The sequence below is a fragment of the Sphingomonas sp. BL-S-28 genome (assembly GCF_055521515.1).
Genome location: NZ_CM145484.1, coordinates 3,569,383 through 3,588,175 on the forward strand (window position 1 = coordinate 3,569,383; position 18,793 = coordinate 3,588,175).

The 18,793-nt window shown below is 65.1% G+C and carries 14 protein-coding genes; 7 read left to right on the forward strand and 7 right to left on the reverse strand.

All coding sequences use genetic code 11. The features are described 5' to 3' along the window. Window positions 1-234: 234 nt before the first annotated feature. On the reverse strand, window positions 235-1,062 hold the full coding sequence (locus ACZ1JC_RS25320; RefSeq protein WP_465137538.1) for a proline dehydrogenase: 828 nt from the start codon (window positions 1,060-1,062) through the stop codon (window positions 235-237). Continuing rightward, a complete protein-coding gene (locus tag ACZ1JC_RS25325; RefSeq protein ID WP_465137537.1) occupies window positions 1,059-2,198 on the reverse strand; it encodes a GNAT family N-acetyltransferase in 1,140 nt (379 codons plus the stop codon). Before ACZ1JC_RS25325 ends, ACZ1JC_RS25320 begins: the two co-directional genes overlap by 4 nt. A gap of 213 nt (window positions 2,199-2,411) precedes the next feature. Between ACZ1JC_RS25325 and ACZ1JC_RS25330 the strand changes: the two genes are divergently transcribed. Beyond that, window positions 2,412-3,611 carry an MFS transporter gene (locus ACZ1JC_RS25330; protein WP_465137536.1) on the forward strand — a complete coding sequence of 400 codons (1,200 nt, stop codon included), beginning with the start codon at window positions 2,412-2,414 and terminating at the stop codon, window positions 3,609-3,611. 217 nt (window positions 3,612-3,828) lie between these two features. Here ACZ1JC_RS25330 and ACZ1JC_RS25335 read toward each other — a convergent pair whose 3' ends face one another. Both ACZ1JC_RS25335 and putA read right to left on the reverse strand, forming a co-directional pair. Next, a complete protein-coding gene (locus ACZ1JC_RS25335; RefSeq protein WP_465137535.1) occupies window positions 3,829-4,377 on the reverse strand; it encodes a dihydrofolate reductase family protein in 549 nt (182 codons plus the stop codon). Between the two features lie 383 nt (window positions 4,378-4,760). Next, window positions 4,761-8,366, reverse strand: coding sequence for a trifunctional transcriptional regulator/proline dehydrogenase/L-glutamate gamma-semialdehyde dehydrogenase (gene putA, locus ACZ1JC_RS25340; RefSeq protein ID WP_465137534.1), 3,606 nt, complete (start codon window positions 8,364-8,366; stop codon window positions 4,761-4,763). A 98-nt stretch (window positions 8,367-8,464) separates the two neighbouring features. Between putA and ACZ1JC_RS25345 the strand changes: the two genes are divergently transcribed. Further along, on the forward strand, window positions 8,465-8,938 hold the full coding sequence (locus tag ACZ1JC_RS25345; RefSeq protein ID WP_465137533.1) for an Lrp/AsnC family transcriptional regulator: 474 nt from the start codon (window positions 8,465-8,467) through the stop codon (window positions 8,936-8,938). A gap of 198 nt (window positions 8,939-9,136) precedes the next feature. Here ACZ1JC_RS25345 and ACZ1JC_RS25350 read toward each other — a convergent pair whose 3' ends face one another. Further along, window positions 9,137-10,567, reverse strand: coding sequence for a protoglobin domain-containing protein (locus ACZ1JC_RS25350; protein ID WP_465137532.1), 1,431 nt, complete (start codon window positions 10,565-10,567; stop codon window positions 9,137-9,139). A 143-nt stretch (window positions 10,568-10,710) separates the two neighbouring features. Next, the gene (locus tag ACZ1JC_RS25355; RefSeq protein ID WP_465137531.1) at window positions 10,711-11,424 is read right to left on the reverse strand and encodes a hypothetical protein; all 714 of its coding nucleotides are present in this window, start codon (window positions 11,422-11,424) and stop codon (window positions 10,711-10,713) included. A gap of 143 nt (window positions 11,425-11,567) precedes the next feature. Between ACZ1JC_RS25355 and ACZ1JC_RS25360 the strand changes: the two genes are divergently transcribed. From ACZ1JC_RS25360 to ACZ1JC_RS25375, 4 genes are all read left to right on the forward strand, one after another. Beyond that, window positions 11,568-12,455: a shikimate 5-dehydrogenase gene (locus ACZ1JC_RS25360; protein ID WP_465137530.1), complete on the forward strand. Its 888-nt coding sequence runs from the start codon at window positions 11,568-11,570 to the stop codon at window positions 12,453-12,455. 66 nt (window positions 12,456-12,521) lie between these two features. Continuing rightward, window positions 12,522-13,529 (forward strand): class 1 fructose-bisphosphatase, encoded by a 1,008-nt coding sequence (locus ACZ1JC_RS25365; protein WP_465137529.1) that lies wholly within the window; start codon window positions 12,522-12,524, stop codon window positions 13,527-13,529. Window positions 13,530-13,886: 357 nt separating this feature from the next. After that, window positions 13,887-14,852, forward strand: a complete 966-nt coding sequence (locus tag ACZ1JC_RS25370) for a hypothetical protein (RefSeq protein ID WP_465137528.1) — start codon at window positions 13,887-13,889, stop codon at window positions 14,850-14,852. Between the two features lie 81 nt (window positions 14,853-14,933). Continuing rightward, window positions 14,934-15,896, forward strand: coding sequence for a glycosyltransferase family 2 protein (locus ACZ1JC_RS25375; RefSeq protein ID WP_465137527.1), 963 nt, complete (start codon window positions 14,934-14,936; stop codon window positions 15,894-15,896). A 469-nt stretch (window positions 15,897-16,365) separates the two neighbouring features. Here ACZ1JC_RS25375 and ACZ1JC_RS25380 read toward each other — a convergent pair whose 3' ends face one another. Beyond that, complete coding sequence (locus tag ACZ1JC_RS25380; protein ID WP_465169091.1) at window positions 16,366-16,767, reverse strand: very short patch repair endonuclease; 402 nt, start codon at window positions 16,765-16,767, stop codon at window positions 16,366-16,368. 105 nt (window positions 16,768-16,872) lie between these two features. Here ACZ1JC_RS25380 and ACZ1JC_RS25385 point away from each other — a divergent pair, with 105 nt between their 5' ends. Continuing rightward, the gene (locus ACZ1JC_RS25385; protein ID WP_465137526.1) at window positions 16,873-18,405 is read left to right on the forward strand and encodes a DNA cytosine methyltransferase; all 1,533 of its coding nucleotides are present in this window, start codon (window positions 16,873-16,875) and stop codon (window positions 18,403-18,405) included. The last annotated feature ends 388 nt before the right edge of the window (window positions 18,406-18,793 follow it).

The following is an 18,793-nucleotide window of genomic DNA, read 5'->3' on the forward strand; positions in this document are numbered from 1 at the left end:
TCAGCTACACCACGCCCCGGGACACAGTCCAATTGCCGATTTGTTGCCCTGCTGGATGGCAAACAGCAATCGCACGACTTTCGATCGCCGCGCTTGAAAATTAGATACAGAATCTCGCGCGTTGACTTCGACAGTGAAATTACAAATCGCAGTCAATAAGACCAGCGCAAGATATCGGTTAATGACACTTCTCCTTCGCTAACGACGCCGCGCCCACCGCTTCGGAATCCGATATTATCGGAAACGATCCACCACCCACCACTTCGGCAGATAAGGCCGCTCCACCAGTTTCTCGGCGGCGTAGGGCCACCAACCCGGACCGAAGGGCCAGTAGAGCCGCACCGGCACGCCGAGTTCGCCGGCCACCCGGCTGCTGCGCTTCATGGGAAGGCCGCGCAACTGCTCCAGTTCGCAGGGAGTGCCCGAGGTTTTCAGGATCTCCAGCGCCGCGCGGGCAAGTGCCGGATCGTGCGTGGCCACGCCCACCGGCGCGGATCGTCCGGCGAGCAGGTGCACCAGTTCGAGAAACGCCGCCGAAAGGTCGCCCGCGTCGCTATCCGGATCGGCCCACTCACCCTTGACCAGACGGATGCGCACGGGTGAGTCGCGCAGGCGTTCGGCGTCGGCAACGCTCCGCCGCCAACGGGCGGGGAGCGCGGTGCCGCTTGTGCCGTATTCGCCGGCCAGCCACTCGACCAGATCGAGCGTCAGACCTGCCTGTGCGTGGGTCAGCGCGTCGAACACCACGGTCATGCCCGCCCCGCGCGCCGGGCCGGCCACGGCGCGCAGCAGGTCCTTGTCGAAGTGCAGCGGGGAGGCCTTGATCGCCAGACAAGTGCCCGGAACCGCGCCGTTCAAGGCCCGAGACAGGGCCTCGCAGGCAGCCACGATGCCATCCGGCACGCCATCCCATGCCGGAAAATAGCTAAGCGTCGCCGCCATGCCCCGTTCGTGCAGAGAACGCGCCGCCCGTGCTGCCGCCGCCGCATCGGGCGCCGGGGCCACAGCCTCGACCGTGCGCGAAAGGGCCACGCGCAGCTTCGTGCCGACGCCTGCGCTCATGCCTGCGCCGCCCGCCCTTGCGCCATCCATCCCGGTCGCCGCTGCCACAGCCAGTTGGCCGCCTCCACCGCCAGTGCGGCAAGGCCATGGAGGTTGAACGGATAGGTCTGCAGCCGCACGCAAGCCATCGCCTCGCGCGTCCAGACATCCATGATCCACGGCTCCACTTCGCCCAGCAATTCGATGCCCAGCAGCCCCCGCCCGGTGGCATCGGCCAGCGCATGAAGCATCAGCAGATTGCCCGGAGACACCCGCGAAAAGGCCGTGTCGAACCCGATCTTGAACAGCCAGTAGCGGCGCTGGAATTCCACCGCCAGTTGCATCGCCACCGCCTTGCCGCCGATCCGCATGAAAGCGATGCGGCAGGCCCCCTCCCCGCTCGCGCGGCCGAGGAAATCGCGGAAGAACGCGGCCTTTACCGGATCGCAGCCGAGTGCGGAGCCGGTCTCTCCCTTCCAGCCGCGCCGTTCGATCTCCACCGCTTCGTCGAACAGGGTGTCGAATTCCTCCCGACACGGGGCGTGCATCTCGAACGTCACCGCGCCTTCGGCCTCGGCCCGGCGGCGGGCGCGGCGGAAGTCCGAGCGGCGGCCGGAATTGAAGCGTGCCTCGGGATCGGTGGCGCCGGGGTCGATGGCGATGGTCGGGCAACCCGTAGCCGGCCGAACGACCAGCAGCCCCCGCCGCCGCATAGCCCTGCGCAGCCCGCGCACCAGCGGCGAATCCGCCGGGATCCGCTCCAGCCGCAAGGGGCGCTTCAGCCGCGCCAGATCACCCGCGAGCGCAGCGGCAGCCGCATCGTCGCGGCAGAGGGCGTCAACCGGTTCGTAGACCTGCCGTTCCCCGGCGGCATGCCAGCGCCCCAGCCAGCCCTTGCGGCGACAGAGCGGCAGCAGCGCGATGACCCGCCCCATCTCCCGCACCGCCACCAGCCGCTGCACCCGGCCGGCCAGCATCGTTGCAGCCAGCGCACCGTGGAACGCCAGCATCTGCGACGGCAATCGCGCCTGCGATTCCAGATCGCGCCACTCGCTTTCGGCTATGTCTCCGGACGGCTGCCGACTGCGCGCGCGCCGGTTCGACGCGGGCCCAGCAGGCCCGGCGGCGCGTTCCACCATCGGTGCTTCATGGCGCAAGGCCGATTCCCTTCACGACGCAACTGTCGTCCCCGCGCGAGTGAATAGCCGAAATCTGCTTATTCGAAGTTAAAAGGCAGTCAGTTAGGCCGACATCGATGTCTGCAAGTTGCGCGACATGAATTTTCACATGCAAAAAACACACTCATCATAGGCCTTGGCTTTGCGCCGTGGGGTACTAAGTGCCAAATGCCCCCAATATTGCAGTGCAACATGAACCCGAACCAGAAACACACCCACCCTGCCCTCGTCACGCTTGCGCTGGCCATGGGCGCTTTCGCGATCGGCACCACCGAATTCGCGGCGATGAGCCTCGTGCCCTATTTCGCGCGCGACCTTCATCTGACGGAGCCGCAGGCGGGCCACGCCATCAGCGCCTATGCATTGGGCGTCTTCGTCGGCGCGCCGGTGATCGCGGTGCTGGCGGCGAAAGTGGGGCGGCGAGCGCTGCTGATCGGGCTGATGGCAATGTTCGCACTGGGCAACGGGCTTTCGGCCATGGCGCCCAGCTATCCGCTGCTGATCCTGTTCCGCTTCCTTTCCGGCCTGCCGCATGGCGCCTATTTCGGCGTGGCGGCGCTGGTTGCGGCATCGATGGTGCCGGAAAACCGGCGCGCGCAGGCCGTGGCCATGGTGATGTCGGGGCTGACCGTCGCCACGATCATCGGCGTACCCGCCGCCAACTGGCTGGGACAGGCGCTGGGCTGGCGTGCGGGCTTTGCGGTGGTTTCGGTGCTGGCGCTGATGACCATGGCCTCCGTCGCGCTGTTCGCGCCGCACCAGCCGCCGTCGGAAGGCGCCAGCGCCGCGCGGGAACTGAGCGCCCTGCGCCGCCCGCAAGTGCTGCTGACGCTGCTGACCGGCGCCATCGGCTTCGGCGGCCTCTTCGCGGTCTATACTTACGTCGCATCGACGATGATCGAAGTCACCAAGGTGTCCGAAGGCCTGGTGCCGGTGGTGCTGGCGGTATTCGGCGTGGGCATGACGGTGGGCAACCTGTTCTGGGCCTGGGCCGCCGACCGCGCGCAGAGCCGCGCGGCGATCGGCGCACTCCTGTTCAGCGCCTTCTCGCTTGCGCTGTTCCCCTTCGCTGCGGGCAATATCTGGACGCTGGTTCCGGTGATCCTGATGGTGGGCTTCTCGGGCGGCCTCGGCACCATCCTGCAGACCCGCCTGATGGACGTTGCGGGCGAGGCGCAGGCACTGGCCGCTGCCGCGCACCACAGCGCCTTCAACTTCGCCAATGCGCTGGGCCCGTGGCTGGGCGGTCTGGCCATCTCGGCCGGCTGGGGGCTGACCTCCACCGGCTGGATCGGCGCGGGGCTTTCGCTGGGTGGTCTGGCGGTGTTCCTGCTGACCCTGGCGCACCACAAGCGCGGCGTGGAACTGGAAGCGGTGCCGGCCTGCGCCTGAGGCGCTCGGTACACTACCTTCCCCCAAAATTCCCCGTCATCCCCGCGTAGGCGGGGATCCCGCTTCCTTTTTAAGCACGCGGAGACGCAGAGGGGGCAGCTTCGGCACGCCCCCTCTGCGTCTCCGCGTCTCTGCGTGAACCCAAAAAGCGGGACCCCCGCCTTCGCGGGGGCGACGAAGTGGTTTTTCGATAGGGAAGAAACGGCCCGCGACCGGCCTAGTTCTGGTCCCGCCGCTCCAGCCGCATGTGGACGGCGCTGGGGGTGTTCTCCATCTCGGAGACGAAATAGTCCTCGAAGGGCATGTCGTCATCGAACAGCGGCGCGCCCTTGCCCAGCGCGCGCGACATGACGCGCAGCCAGATCTCGTCCGCCTTGCCGGTGCTGAGCGCGGCGCTGACCGTCCGGGCCCCGCCAATCACCAGCACTGCCTTGTCGCCCGCCACTTTCTGGGCAGCGGAAAAGGCAGAGGCAAAATCGGCGTGGAAGTGGAAGTGCAGCCGCGCATTCTCCCGCGGGGCGGGAACGGGCGCATGATCGGTGACGACGAAGATCGGCACCTGAAGCTCGTAATTGTCGGCATACCAGTCCGGATCGCCGCCTGCCGCGAAGGCCTTGGCACTCATCACCACGGCACCGCAGGTATCGGCCAGCCGCGCGACCATCTTGGCGCGCCGCGCATCATCGACCGGGAAAACGGTCACGCCATCGGCATCGGTCCAATATCCGTCGATGCTCGTGGCAGCCTCTACGATCATCCTGCCCATGGGTGTTTCTCCACCTGACAACTTACACCTGTGCCGCTCGGTCGCAAAGATGTGAAGAACACCGCGATGAGGGAGTTTCCCGAAAGCGGACGAGTCGGGCTTCTGCCGGGACGCGGCGACTGTTTCCGGCCTGTTTCGTTTTCCTACAAGCGTGCGATTTGAGACTCTTGCGCCATGAATGGGGGCGCGACTCGAAATGCAGGCAGGATCAGCGACTTGGCCTCACGAGGCGCCACAAGGTGACACTCGCGCGTTTTTCACTGGACCGTGTCAACTGTGTCAACCGACCTGTCACCTTGTGCGCAAACGGCAGCGGGCCGCCCCCACGAGGGGGACGGCCCGCCCGAGTCGCAGCGATGACGGCCGCGATGATGAAGCCTGCGTCAGCCGATCATCATCAGGCTGGCGTTGCCGCCCGCCGCAGTGGTGTTGATCGAGGTGGAAACCTCTTCCAGCAGCCAGGCGCCATTGGGCCCGGCGCTGACATGCACGGGCACGATCGGGCCGGACATTGCCGCCACCGCCTCGCAAGCCGCACGCACGGCGGCGGCGTCACCCTCGACGAGGCAGGCCGCGAAAGCCTCCCCCGCGTGCGGGTGGAAGCGCGCCTCGATCTCGGCAGGCAGGCCGCCGGGGACTGCCATGCCCTCGACAGTCGCGGTATTGCCGGTGGCCAGCACGGCCGCCATCTGCGCGAAGAGGCCGGCGCGGGTCGCCGGGCGCAGCAGCACGCGGCCGCGCGGATGCAGCGCGTAGAGGTTACGCTCGCCCACCGGGCCGGTCAGTTCCATTTCGGTGCCGAGCGCGGATGCTGCGCCGATCTTGCGCGCTTCTGCTGCGGCGCTCGCCTCGCCCACGCTCTCCAGCCATGCGGCGAAGGCTTCCACCAGCGGCGCGCCGTGCCCGGCCGGGCCCAGCACTTCGGGTGCCTTGGTGACCAGACGGCCGAGGTAGAGCGGCCCGCCCGCCTTGGGGCCGGTGCCCGAAAGCCCGCGCCCGCCGAACGGCTGCACGCCGACGACGGCGCCGATGGTGTTGCGGTTGACGTAGAGGTTGCCCGCCTTCACCGCCGAGGTGACGCGCTCCACCGTGGCGTCGAGGCGGGTGTGCAGGCCGAAAGTCAGGCCATAGCCGGTGCCGTTGATCGCATCGATCAGGCCCGGCAGATCGTCGCGGCGGAAGCGGACGACATGGAGCACGGGGCCGAAGACCTCCCGGCCAAGCTGGGCGATGCTGTCGATCTCGACGATGGTGGGGGCAACGAACGTGCCCTTGGCGCAGTCGGCGGGGATTGCCACTTGCTCCACCTTGCAGCCGCGTGCCTTCATCGTCTCGATATGCGCGGCGATGTTGGTCTGCGCCTCTGCGGTGATGACGGGGCCGATGTCGGTCGCCAGCGTCTGGGTGTTACCGACGCTGAGTTCGGCCAGCGCGCCCTTCAGCATCTTCAGCGTGCGATCGGCTACGTCTTCCTGAAGGCACAGCACGCGCAGCGCCGAGCAGCGCTGGCCGGCGGAGTCGAAGGCAGAGGCAATGACGTCCGCCACCACCTGCTCTGCGAGCGCGGAGGAGTCGACGATCATCGCGTTCTGGCCGCCGGTCTCGGCAATCAGCGGAATGGCGCGGCCATCCGCCGAAGTGCGACCGGCGAGCTGCTTCTGGATCAGGCGGGCGACTTCGGTGGAGCCGGTGAACATCACGGCGGCCACTTGCGGCGCGGCAACAAGCGCGGCACCGACCTTGCCGTCGCCCGGAACCAGTTGCAGCGCGTCGGCCGGAATGCCAGCCTCGTGCAGGATGCGCACGGCTTCGGCGGCGATCAGCGGGGTCTCTTCGGCGGGCTTGGCGAGCACGGTGTTGCCGGCGACGAGCGCGGCGGCGATTTGCCCGGCGAAGATCGCCAACGGGAAATTCCACGGGCTGATGCAGACCACCGGGCCGAGGGCGACTTGCTCCGCACCGAACGTCGCGCGGGCCTGCTGCGCGTAATAGCGCAGGAAATCGATCGCCTCGCGCACTTCGGCGATGGCGTTGGCGGCGGACTTGCCGGCTTCGCGGATGACGAGACCCATCAGCTCACCGATCCGCGCCTGCATCATGTCGGCGGCGGCATCAAGCATGGCGGCGCGGTCGGCAACCGGCGTACCGCCCCAGCGGCTGATCGCGGCGCGCGCGACCATGACGGCGGCGGCTTCGGGCGCCACTTCCATCACCTTGCCCACCACGTCGCGGTGGTCGGCGGGGTTCAACACGTCGCGCACCTTGCCCTGCGCATTGGCGGGCATGGCGAACCATTCGCGCGTCACGGAGGCCTGCAGCGCGGCGGTGAGCGCGGTCAGCGCGGTCTCGTCGGCCAGATCGATACCGGCGGAGTTGCGGCGGCCGGTGTAGAGGCCGGCAGGTGCGGCAATCTCGCTATGGCGCGCGCCAGGGTGCGGCATGGCGCGGACGATATCGACGGGATCGGCAACCATCTCGTCCACCGGCACCGCCGGATCGGCAATGCGGTTCACGAACGAGGAGTTCGCGCCGTTCTCCAGCAGGCGGCGCACGAGGTAGGCCAGCAGCGTCTCATGCGTGCCGACCGGCGCGTAGATGCGGCAGGGACGGTCCAGCTTGTCGGCACCGACGACCTGCGAATAGAGCGGCTCACCCATGCCGTGCAAGCACTGGAACTCATACTTGCCGATGGCGAAGTCCGGGCCGGCAAGCTGGTAGATCGTCGCCAGCGTCTGCGCGTTGTGGGTGGCGAACTGCGGGAACACCGCGTCCGGCGCGGCCAGCAGCTTCTGCGCGCAGGCGACGTAGGACACGTCGGTATGAACCTTGCGCGTGAACACCGGGAAATCGGCCAGTCCATCGACTTGCGCGCGCTTTATCTCGGCATCCCAGTAGGCGCCCTTGACCAGACGCACCATCATGCGGCGGCCGGCACGGCGGGCCAGATCGATGATCCAGTCCAGCACATAGGGGCAGCGCTTGCCGTAAGCCTGCACGACGAAGCCAAGGCCGTCCCAGCCCGCCAGATCGGGATCGAGCGCCAGGCTCTCCAGCAGGTCGAGCGAGAGTTCGAGGCGATCCGCTTCCTCGGCATCGATGTTCAGGCCGATGTCGTAGCCCTTGGCGATCACCGCCAGCGCCTTCACGCGCGGCAGCAGTTCGCCCATCACGCGGCTTGCCTGCGCGCGGACATAGCGCGGGTGGAGGGCGGAAAGCTTGATCGAGATGCCGGGCCCACCATAGACGCCGCGCCCGGCGCTGGCCTTGCCGATGGCGTGGATGGCATTGACGTAATCGGTGTTGTAGCGATCCGCGTCGGCGGCGGTGGTGGCCGCCTCGCCCAGCATGTCGTAGCTGTACTGGAAGCCCTGCGCTTCCAGTTCGCGGGCGCGCTTCACCGCTTCGTCGATGGTTTCGCCGGTGACGAACTGTTCGCCCATCAGGCGCATCGCCATGTCGACGCCTCGGCGGATCACCGGCTCACCGGCGCGCGCGACAAGGCGCGTCAGCGCGGCGCCGAGGCCCTTGTCATCGACGCTGCCGACCAGCTTGCCAGTGACCACGAGGCCCCAGGTGGCGGCATTGACGAACAGCGACTTGCCGTTGCCGAGGTGCGCACCCCAGTCGCCGCCGGCGATCTTGTCGCGGATCAGCGCATCGCGGGTGGCATCGTCAGGGATGCGCAACAGCGCCTCGGCCAGACACATGAGCGCGACGCCCTCCTCGCTCGACAGCGAGTATTCCTGCACCAGACCCTCGACGCCGGTGCCCTTGTGGTTGGCGCGCAGCGTGGTGACGAGGTTGCTGGCGGTGGCGCGGACGGCGGCGCGGGTCGCATCGGGCAGCGTCGCTGCGGCCAGCAGCGGGGCCATGCATTCGGCCTCGTCGCGGCGGAAGGCGTCGGTGATGGCGCTGCGGAGCACGGTCGGCGCGCTGACGGCGGGGGCGAAAGCGGCAAATGGGGCGGCAAATAGCGGGGTCTGGGTCATGCGCGCACAATATCGCGGGCCCGCTTGGCGATCCGCCTTATCATGTGATCGAAACAGGCCATATGGACTTATGTTTAAGCCATACTTAGTCTATTCGCATGGCCAAACCGATCAAATCAGTCGATCTGGATGAACACGATCGCAAGATCATCGCAGCCCTCAGAAATGACGGGCGAATGAGCGTCACCGAACTGGCGCGCGTGGTCGGCCTGTCCAAGACGCCCTGCCAGGTGCGGCTGCGGCGGCTGATCGATTCGGGGGTGATCCGGGGCTTCCACGCGGCGGTCGATCCGGCCGCGCTGGGGCTGGACCACGTGGCTTTCACCGAAGTGAAGCTATCCGATACGCGCGAACAGGCGCTGAAGGAATTCAACGCGGCGGTACGCCGCATTCCCGAAGTGGAGGAGTGCCACATGCTGGCCAGCCACTTCGACTATCTGCTGAAAGTGCGCACCCGCGACATCCGCCGCTATCGCGAGGTGCTGGGGGAAAAGCTGTCCAACCTGCCCCACGTTGCCAGCACATCGACTTACGTGGCGATGGAAACGGTGAAGGATACGGGGAACGTGTGAGGGTTGGGCCTTGATCGGCTATCAACCGCCCTTGCCCCCAAATACCTCGTCGTTCCCGCGAAGGCGGGAACCCCGCTTTTCCTGCGGCGTGGCGGGAAGGAAGCGGGGCCCCCGCCTTCGCGGGGGCGACGAATTGTTTGATTGATAGGCAATCGCCGTGCCGGATCACTGGCCGGCAGTCATACCTTGAAACAATCCTCAGGCCGCGCGAAGGCCCGGCTTGCGCCCTTCCTCGATCTGGAACAGCCCCGCCTGTGCCGCCAGCGCGGTGGCATCGGACGAGAGCGAGCGCGTCGCTGCCGAAGTCTGCTCCACCATGGCCGCGTTCTGCTGGGTCGAACGGTCCATCATGCCGACCGTGGTGTTGATCTCGCTGATGGCGATGGCCTGCGCATCATTGTCGCGCGCCATGGAGCCGACCAGCTTGTGCACGCGGTCCACCTCTCCGGCGATCCGTTCCAGTTCCTGATCGACGCGCATGACGGCCGAAGCCGCTTCCTCGATCTCGTTGCGGGTGGCCGAAAGCCCGTCTCGCGCGCGGCGTGCCTCTTCCTCGGACCGCATGGCCAGCGAACTGACGAGATCGGCCACGACCGCGAAACCGCGCCCCGCCTCACCCGCGCGTCCGGCTTCCACTGCGGCGTTCATGGCCAGAACCCGGGTCTGGAAGGCGATCTTGTCCAGCCCCTCGATCACGCCGTCGATCCCGCGCGCGCTTTCCAGCACGGTGCGCATGGCCTGCACGGCATCCACCGCGACATTGCGCCCATCGGTCACCGCCTCCAACGCGCCGCCGGCAATTTCCAGCGTTTCCTGCGCGCCGCCGGCGGTTACCTTCACGCGGTCCTCCACCTGCTGCAGCGTCGCCGCCGCTTGCTCCAGACTGGCAGCATTGCTCTCGGTACGGCGGGCCAGATCCTCGGAAGCGCGTGCGATCTCGCCCGCACCGCCCTGGATGGCGCTGGAAGTCTGCACCACCGAACCGATCGTGCCGCGCAAGTTGGCAAGGCTCTTGTTGTAGGACTGGGTGAGCGAAATGTAGGTGTGCGGCAGATCGTCGATGTCATGCACCAGATCGCCAGCCGCCAGCCGCGACATCGCCCGGTCCAGCGCCCCGATGGCCTGCGTACGCTCTGCCTCGGCCTCGCGGAAATAGATCGAGATCGACAGGTCCATGTCCAGCATCGCCGCCTTCACCAGCGCGCGGCTGATCTTGCCGACATCGGCGCCGGGCCGGAACAGGCGGCGCCAGGGGCTGGCGGTGCGCTCCACGGCGGCCATGATCTCTTCCAGGATCATCGCATAGCCGCCGATGTACCAGCGCGGTTCCAGCCCGATGGTCGCGTGGACTTTGCCGATGCGCGAGACGGCGTCGTAGTAATCCTGATCGAACTTGCCGGTGGCGATCCGCATCCAGTGGCCCACCTGCGCGGACTTGGCGGAATCGATATGGCTGTCACCCCGGAACATCCGCGCCATTTCGGGCGTCGCGCGGACACGGGCATAAAAACGGTCGAGAGCGGGGCCGATGCACTTGCGCAGGAGCGGCTGGGCAGACGCGAGCACACGGCGCTGCGCAGCACTGAACTCAAGGAACGCGAGCCGTTCCTCGATGGTCTTGATGGTCAACTTCATCTCCTTCGCGGGCGGCCGCTCGGGCCGATCATGATTTCCCCCACGGGAGCTATCTTAGGATAAAATCAGGCCTTTCCAGTCGCCCGGGCCGGGTATTTTGGCGGAATTGCGATGGATCAAACGATTGCGGCGCGATCTCACGCGCCTTTCGCGTCGCCCTTCGGAAGGGCTTTCGCCCAGCGCGCATCGACCCCGGCCTGCGCCGCCGTACTCTTCACGCGCGACACCAGCGAGACGCCGCGCAAGGTGACGCTGTGCCCTGCCAGCCAACGACCTGAAATGCTGTACCCGATATCGTAGAGCGCGACGTCCTCGTGCGCTTCGCCATCGACCACGAAGCGGGTCTTGATGACCACGGGCAGCCGCTCGTCACCCCGGCTGTCGTCCGGCAGCTTTGCCTCGCGGCGCGCCTTTTCCAGCTCGCGTTCGAACCACTGCGCCTCGATCCGGGGTTCGCCGGTGGTTTCGGTGGGTTCAACACCCAGCGCAGAGGGAAACAGGATCGTCTGGCTCTGCACGGATTGTTCCGGAGAGGCCGGCTTCAGCACCAGCGTACGGTCCCCGGAACTGTTTGCCACCAGCACCAGCGTTGCCGCGCGGGCGGAGGCCCGGCGCGCGTCGGCCTGCTTCACCGCATCGCTGTCACTGCGTTCGGACCAGTTGTTCCACAGGGTCAGTGCGGAAATCACCACCGCGACCACCGCCAAGACTTCGCCCAGCGTGATCCAGCGGCGCCGGATCGCCGCCGCCTCCGCCGCGCGCGCTTCGGCCTTTGCCTCGGCTTTGGCCCCGGATTTGGCCCCGAGTTTGGGTTGAGAAGGTGATTCCGGGCGGGGGGTATTGTCGCTCACGCATCCGTTCCATCATTTTCGCCGGCCATGGTCAAGCGGAAGCGAAATGGCGCACGGGTTGCCGAGACACGGCTTGCCGATGCACAGTTCCTCCGCCACAGCGCCACCCGACAGTATTCGCCGACACACCGGAGCCCGACGCCATGACCGCCCCCGTTTCCGCCCCCACTGGCAACTTGGCCGGCAAGCAATCCATCGGTCGGGACACCCAGCTGTGCATGTCGCTCTCCGGCCGGCCCGGCAATGCCGGATCGCGCCTGCACAACACGCTCTATGGGCGGCTGGGGCTGGACTATGTCTACAAGTCCTTCGCCACCACCGACCTGCCCGCCGCGATCGGCGGCATCCGCGCACTGGGCATTCGCGGCTGCGCGATCTCCATGCCGTTCAAGGAAGCGGTAATCCCCCTGCTCGACGGTCTTGAGGGTTCGGCCCGCGCGATCGACAGCGTGAACACCATCGTCAACGACGACGGCGTGCTGACCGGCTACAACACCGATTACACCGCCGTGCACGATCTCGTCGCCCGCCGCGCGATCAATCCCGCCACGCCCTTCGTGCTGCGCGGCAGCGGCGGCATGGCCAAGGCGGTGATCGCCGCGCTGCGCGACCTTGGCTTCCGCGACGGGACCGTGGTCGCCCGCAATGCCGCGGCCGGCCCCGCGTTGGCCGAACAATACGGCTTCCGCTGGCTGGCCGAACTGCCCGAACAGGGCGCGCCGATGCTGATCAACGTGACTCCGCTGGGCATGGAAGGCCCGCAGGCGGACGAACTGGCCTTCCCCGCCGATCAGATCGCCGCCTGCCAGATCGCCTTCGATGTGGTGGCCCAGCCCGCCGAAACGCCCTTCATCAAGGCCGCGCTGGCCGCCGGCAAGACCGTCATCTCCGGTGCGGAAGTGATCGTGCTTCAGGCGGTGGAGCAATTCGTGCTCTATACCGGCATTCGCCCGGACGCCGATGCCATCATGGATGCCGCCACCTTTGCCCACGGCCCCAACGTCGCTGCGCGCCTGCGCGATGCCGTTTGAGCCGGCTGACCCAGAAACTCCATCCAGCTTCACCATAGTTGCCCGCTCTTCGGTAAGGACCCTGTCATGACAAGAACCACGCTCACGCGCTTCCTCCTTGAAAAGCAACGCGAACCGAACTCCACCTGCCCCGCCGAACTGCGCCTGCTGATCGAAACGGTGGCGCGCGCGTGCAAGGCGATCAACCACGCCATCGGCAAGGGCGCGCTGGGCGATGTGCTGGGCAGCCTCGACACGGAAAACATCCAGGGCGAAGTCCAGAAGAAGCTGGACGTGCTGGCCAACGAACTGCTGGTGGACGCCAATGAATGGGGCGGCCACCTTGCCGGCATGGCGTCGGAAGAAATGGACACGATCCATCCGATCCCCAACCGCTATCCCAAGGGCGAATACCTGCTGGTCTACGATCCGATCGACGGATCCAGCAATGTGGACGTGAACCTTTCGGTGGGCACGATCTTCTCCGTGCTGCGCGCGCCCGCGAACAGCTCGGGCCGCGAAGTACGGGAGGAAGACTTCCTTCAGTCCGGCACCGCGCAGGCCGCGGCCGGCTATGCGATCTATGGCCCGCAGACGCTGCTGGTGCTGACGATCGGCTCGGGCGTCTACGAATTCACGCTGGACCGTGAACTGGGCGCCTGGGTGATGACCGACGGGCCGATGCAGATCCCCACGGGCACGTGCGAAATCGCAATCAACATGGCGCGCCGCCCGCAGTGGTCCCCCGCCGTCACCCGCTATATCGACGAGCGCCTGACCGCCAGCGAAGGGCCCTGCGGCCGCCCCTACAACATGCGCTGGACCGCATCGATGGTGGCGGACGTCCACCGCATCCTGAAGCGCGGCGGCGTGTTCCTCTACCCGGCAGACAGCCGCACGACAGGCAAGGCACGCCTGCGCCTGCTCTACGAAGCCAATCCGATGAGCTTCCTGATCGAACAGGCTGGCGGTGTCTCGATCGACGGCCACAGCCGCGTGATGGACGTGCAGCCGGTCGGCCTGCACCAGCGCATCGGCCTGATCCTGGGCGACCCCGAAGAGGTGGCGGCGCTGCAGGAAACTGCGACGGCCTGACGAAAACGGCTGCGGGGCTGTCGGATAGATCGACCTGCCCCGCAGGCCCAACGCCCTCATTCGGGATCGGATGCCGCGCTACAAAATCGCATCCACTCCCCGGCGTGATGCCGCGCTCGACAAGTGCGCGGCGGGCGCCGGAAGGCCGCCAGCCGAGAGCGGCGATGCTCTGCCCGGCGACATAGTCCTGCGCAGACAGAAGCGGGGCATCAAAGAGAGGCAAAAAAGGACAGCCTATTGATCTTCCACTGTAACTGGAAGAATTCTGGACAGAAATCTGCGAGTTGATTGCAGCGCCAGATCGGATCAAATCGTCATTGGGTGCACGTCAAGGGCCGCCTTGTAGAAGGATTCGGCATGTCGAAGACTCTGTCTGAGAAAATCTTGAACCGCTTGGGTGACAAACCGGCACAATTTGCATTTAATTTATCGAATACTCCGCTGATCCGTCGTCGAATGGGGCGGCGTTACATCAAAGCTCTCGACCGGCATCGGCCCTCGCTGCCGCTGCTCGACGGCCTGGACCGCGAAATCGTCGCAGGCCTCGAACGCGACGGGGTCTATGTCACCTCGCTGGAGGCGTTGGGGCTGCCCGGCTCTGCGCAGATGCTGCGCGCGGCCCAAAAGGTCGCGCAGGAATGCACCGAAAGCGCCCGGCGCGACGCGAGCGCGGGCCGTGAATTCATCAGCGCGCCAGCCTCCGCAACGGTGGACAATCCGGAGATATTCCACTGGGGCCTGAACGAGCGCCTGCTCGACATTGCAGAGGCTTATATCGGCCTACCGGCTGCCTATGACGGCATGGCGCTGCTCTACACGGTGGCGGACGGAAACGAACTCGGCACGCGCAAGTGGCATCGCGACCGTGAAGATCGCAAGATGATCAAGATCGCCGTCTACTGCAACGACGTGACCGACCAAGGCGGGCCGTTCGAACTGATCAGCCGGGTAGACAAATCGCAGGGCGTGGATGACCTCTATTGCTTCGAATTCGGTACCGATGACGTGCTGCAAAAACGTCTTGGCGCCGAGTATTCGCGTGACATCGTAAGCTGCACGGGCCCTACCGGCACAGTGGTATTCGCCGATACCGCCCGGTTTTTTCATCGCGGTGCACCGGCTTACGACAAAGACCGTGCGGCGTTGTTCTACGGCTATTTCGCCAACCAAACGCGGCACCCCTATTTCTGCGAGCGATCGGGTTTGAAGCGGCGCGAGATCGCTGGTTTGGCGCAAGGCCTGTCGCCACGGCAGCGTGCAAGCGCGCTGTGGTATCAGCGATTGCCGGCCTTGCTGCGGCTGATTCCGCCGGCTCCGGTTTGAAGCACCCTCTTCTTTTCCGGGCGTGGGAGCACAAGTGCATGCGCCAAGGAACGGGATGCCAATAAGCCGGATGCCAAAGAATTGGATGATTGCCCGATGTCGAACATTCAGACTGCGGCCATCGATCGGGATCTCCCACTGGACGCGGCTGTCGGCATTGTCGTGATCGGGCGCAATGAAGGCGAAAGATTGCGGCCTTCGCTGCAGTCGGCATCACGGGACAGCCACCGCGTCGTCTACGTCGATTCCGGCTCGAAAGACGGCAGCGCCGATCTGGCACGCAGTTTCGGCATCGAAGTGATCGAACTCGATTCCACCTTGCCCTTCACAGCCGCACGTGGCCGCAATGCGGGGTTTGAGCGCATAATGGCGCTTTGGCCCGATACGCAGTTCGTCCAGTTCATCGATGGCGACTGCGAACTCGCCCCCCGATGGATAGAGGCCGCATTGGCGGAAATTACAGGTGCCCCGCGCACGGCCATCGTTTTCGGCAGGCGGCGCGAACGGTATCCTGACAAGACACTCTTCCACTACGTATGCGATATCGAATGGGACGGTGTCGCGGGGCCCGCCGAACAATGTGGCGGAGATGCGCTGATACGGGTCGAGGCCATGCAGGCGATCGGCGGTTATGACGCGGGGCTGATCGCCTCCGAGGATCACGACCTGTGCCACCGGATCCGGCGCCGCCAATGGCAGATCACCCGCCTGGCCGATGAGATGACCCTGCACGATGTGGCCATGACCTCATGGTGGCAATGGTGGCAGAGAAACCGGCGGAGTGGCCACGCCGGGGCAGAGGCATGGCACCGCCGCGGCAGGGAGGACCCGACGCTCATCAAGCACGTACTAAGCAATCTTCTATGGGGATTGCCGCCGTTCTGGCTCCTTTGGCCCGTGCTGTGGTGGCGGGTCTATCGCCGCTTCGACGCGATCTACGCGACGCATATCGTATTGGGCAAAGTGCCCCACTGTGCCGGGCAACTCGGCTTTTGGTGGAGCATTCTTAGCGCACACAAGAAAGTGCTGATCGAATACAAATAGCCACTAAGCCGTGCATGACGCGCGCGGTGATGAGCAACCTGCTCAACGGCAATACAGTTCAAGGCATAAACCAAGGAAATCCTTGGGTTTATGAGACTGAATCGTGATGTGGTGGGATGGTCCCTTGGCGGAGAGGGTGGGATTTTTACTTCATACAATAACGTATTGATAAAAATCTATTGTATTACCCCGCGCGGGATACACCCCCACACATCTAACCACTCGCACCAAAATACCATAATTCATCCGGCGCTATAGCGTGCTTTAAGCATCTTTTCGGTGCTGTCTAGATGTTTTATTTTAGCTCACCAAATCCCATCAAATGCCACAAAGCGGTGCGCGCGACGGTGCCGACAGAGCACCACGAAAAAGCATGCTCCGCCGCAAGGCTCGCTTTTCCTCCGGATCACAATCAGCCTCCGATCCGCACCTCAAATCGCGCATGTCTGCCGAGGCAGCCACAACACTGTTAGATCTCGGTCAGCAGATCATCCCGCTCGAGCCAGTCCACGAGAAGACCGGCGACCGATGGAGCACCAAGTCGCCTTATCGAACATTCCCAGACCGTGGCGACCCTCCAGGATGCGGCCTCCAGTTCTGCCCGGTTCCGCTGGTCGCGGGCGACATTGGCTGCGAACTTTGCCTGCCAGAAATCCTGCCGCGTCGCGGGATCAGAGGCGAAGCGGCAACCTTCATGTCGGTGCCAGAAACATCCATGCACGAACACGACTACGCGATGCCTCGGAAGGACGATGTCGGGGCGACCGGGAAGCTTTGCCGAATGCAGGCGATAGCGCAGCCCGCAGGCGTGGAGAGCACGTCGGAGCGCAAGCTCTGGTTTCGTGTCCTTTCCCTTGATTGCGGCCATCATCCGCGACCGCGTCCCGGTATCCACTACATCGACCACGCGAGCCCCCTGGCATGATGCAAGGTTCCTGGTAAGGGAGCCTCATGACTGCTAAAGATCGAACGTCCGATGCCTGACTTCAAGACAGTTGACCTCTTCGCCGGCCCGGGCGGTCTTGCCGAGGGCTTCTCGTCGCTCCGTGACGAGAAGGGCCAGAGGATCTTCGACATCGTACTATCCGTCGAAAAGGAGCCCTCCGCGTTCTCGACCCTGCGCCTGAGGTCGTTCTTCCGTCAGTTCGCCATTCCACCGATTGAATACTACGACTACATCAGCGGAGCCATCTCGAAGGATGCCCTCGTCTCGGCCTACCCCGCCGAATGGGCCCGAGCGGTCAGCGAGACGGCCATGCTCGAACTCGGGACAGAGGAAGCCCGGATGGAGATCGACGACCGGCTGGAGAAGGTCATCGAAGAGGCAGGCCAAGATACCGTGCTGATCGGTGGACCTCCGTGCCAAGCCTACTCGCTGGTGGGCCGGGCCCGGAACCAGGGCATCAAGGGCTATGTCGCATCCGAGGACAACCGCCATTTCCTCTACCGCGAGTACATCCGTATTCTCGAGCGCCTGCGTCCGGCGGCGTTCATCATGGAAAACGTGAAGGGCATGCTGTCATCCAAGGTCGGAGGCGAGAACATCATCGAGCGCGTTCTCTCCGATCTCAAGTCGGCGGGAGGCGACGAGGACAGCTACACATTGATCCCCATCGTCGAGGATGATCGCGGCAAGCTCCCGGGACATCTCATCCGCAGCGAGGATTACGGCATCCCCCAGTGCCGACATCGCGTGATCCTGCTTGGTCTCAGACGCGACATCGCCGACGCATGGAAGGCGACCGGCAGACCGATGCCGATGCTTCGTCGCTCGGAGGAACCCGCGCGGGTCAAGGGCGTGCTACAAGGCATGGCCCGACTCAGGAGCGGATTGAGCAAGGCCGAGGACTCACCTTCCGCGTGGCGCCTCGCCGCCGCACGCGCGTTAAGAAATGCCGCCACAGCATGTCATTCCGACGGCACATGGCTGAGCGGTGTGGCCACCCGACTCGCTGATCACGCAAGATCGATCGAGCAAGGAGATGAGGTACTCCCGCGCCAAAGCACGACGCCTGCGCAAATCAGCGACGAACGCCTGGCAGAGTGGCTCGGCGACGAAAATCTTCACGCGCTGCCCAATCATCAGACCCGAGGTCACATGGAAGGCGACCTTGCACGGTACGGATTTGCCGCAACCTTCGCCGAGGAATTCGGCCGATCACCGAAGGCGAGCGAATTCCCGGCGGCTCTGGCACCCAATCACGGCAACTGGGAGAGCGGCAAGTTCGCGGACAGGTTCCGAGTCCAGACCTGGAAAGCGCCCGCCACGACCGTTACCAGCCACATCTCGAAGGATGGACACTACTTCATCCATCCCGATCCGCGGCAATGCCGCAGCCTCACCGTTCGCGAAGCCGCACGCCTCCAGACCTTTCCGGACAACTATTTCTTCGAAGGCAACAGGACACAGCAGTATGTGCAGGTCGGCAACGCCGTGCCGCCACTCCTTGCCAGGCAGATCGCCGAAGTGGTCGCGGCATTGATCGGCGGCACCAGCGCTACGACGTGAACTCGGCAGACACTTCCTCTCCTCGCGGCCCGCGAGCACAACCTCCACTCCACCACCGTCAAGGCATGGGAAGCAATCACCGTCCAGACTAGATTGCCAGCCCACGCGCCCGTTGGAGCAGTTCGTATCCAAGTTCACGGATGCATCAAGGAAATGCCTCCGGTGCTTCAAAGATGACTTGAATGCACCTCAGCGGCATCTCTTTTTCCACAACCCTCCAAAATTATTTCATTATTTTTCTACCAATATTGTCGAATTGTTGCCTTCATGGGGACACATGAACAGCGGGATGCGGAATCGGATGCAATGCCACCGAGCCTTGTTGGGCTGATGCCGAATGAGTTAGGTCCAGACCCCATGCTCGGCGCACTCGTTGTTGGCGAGGGAG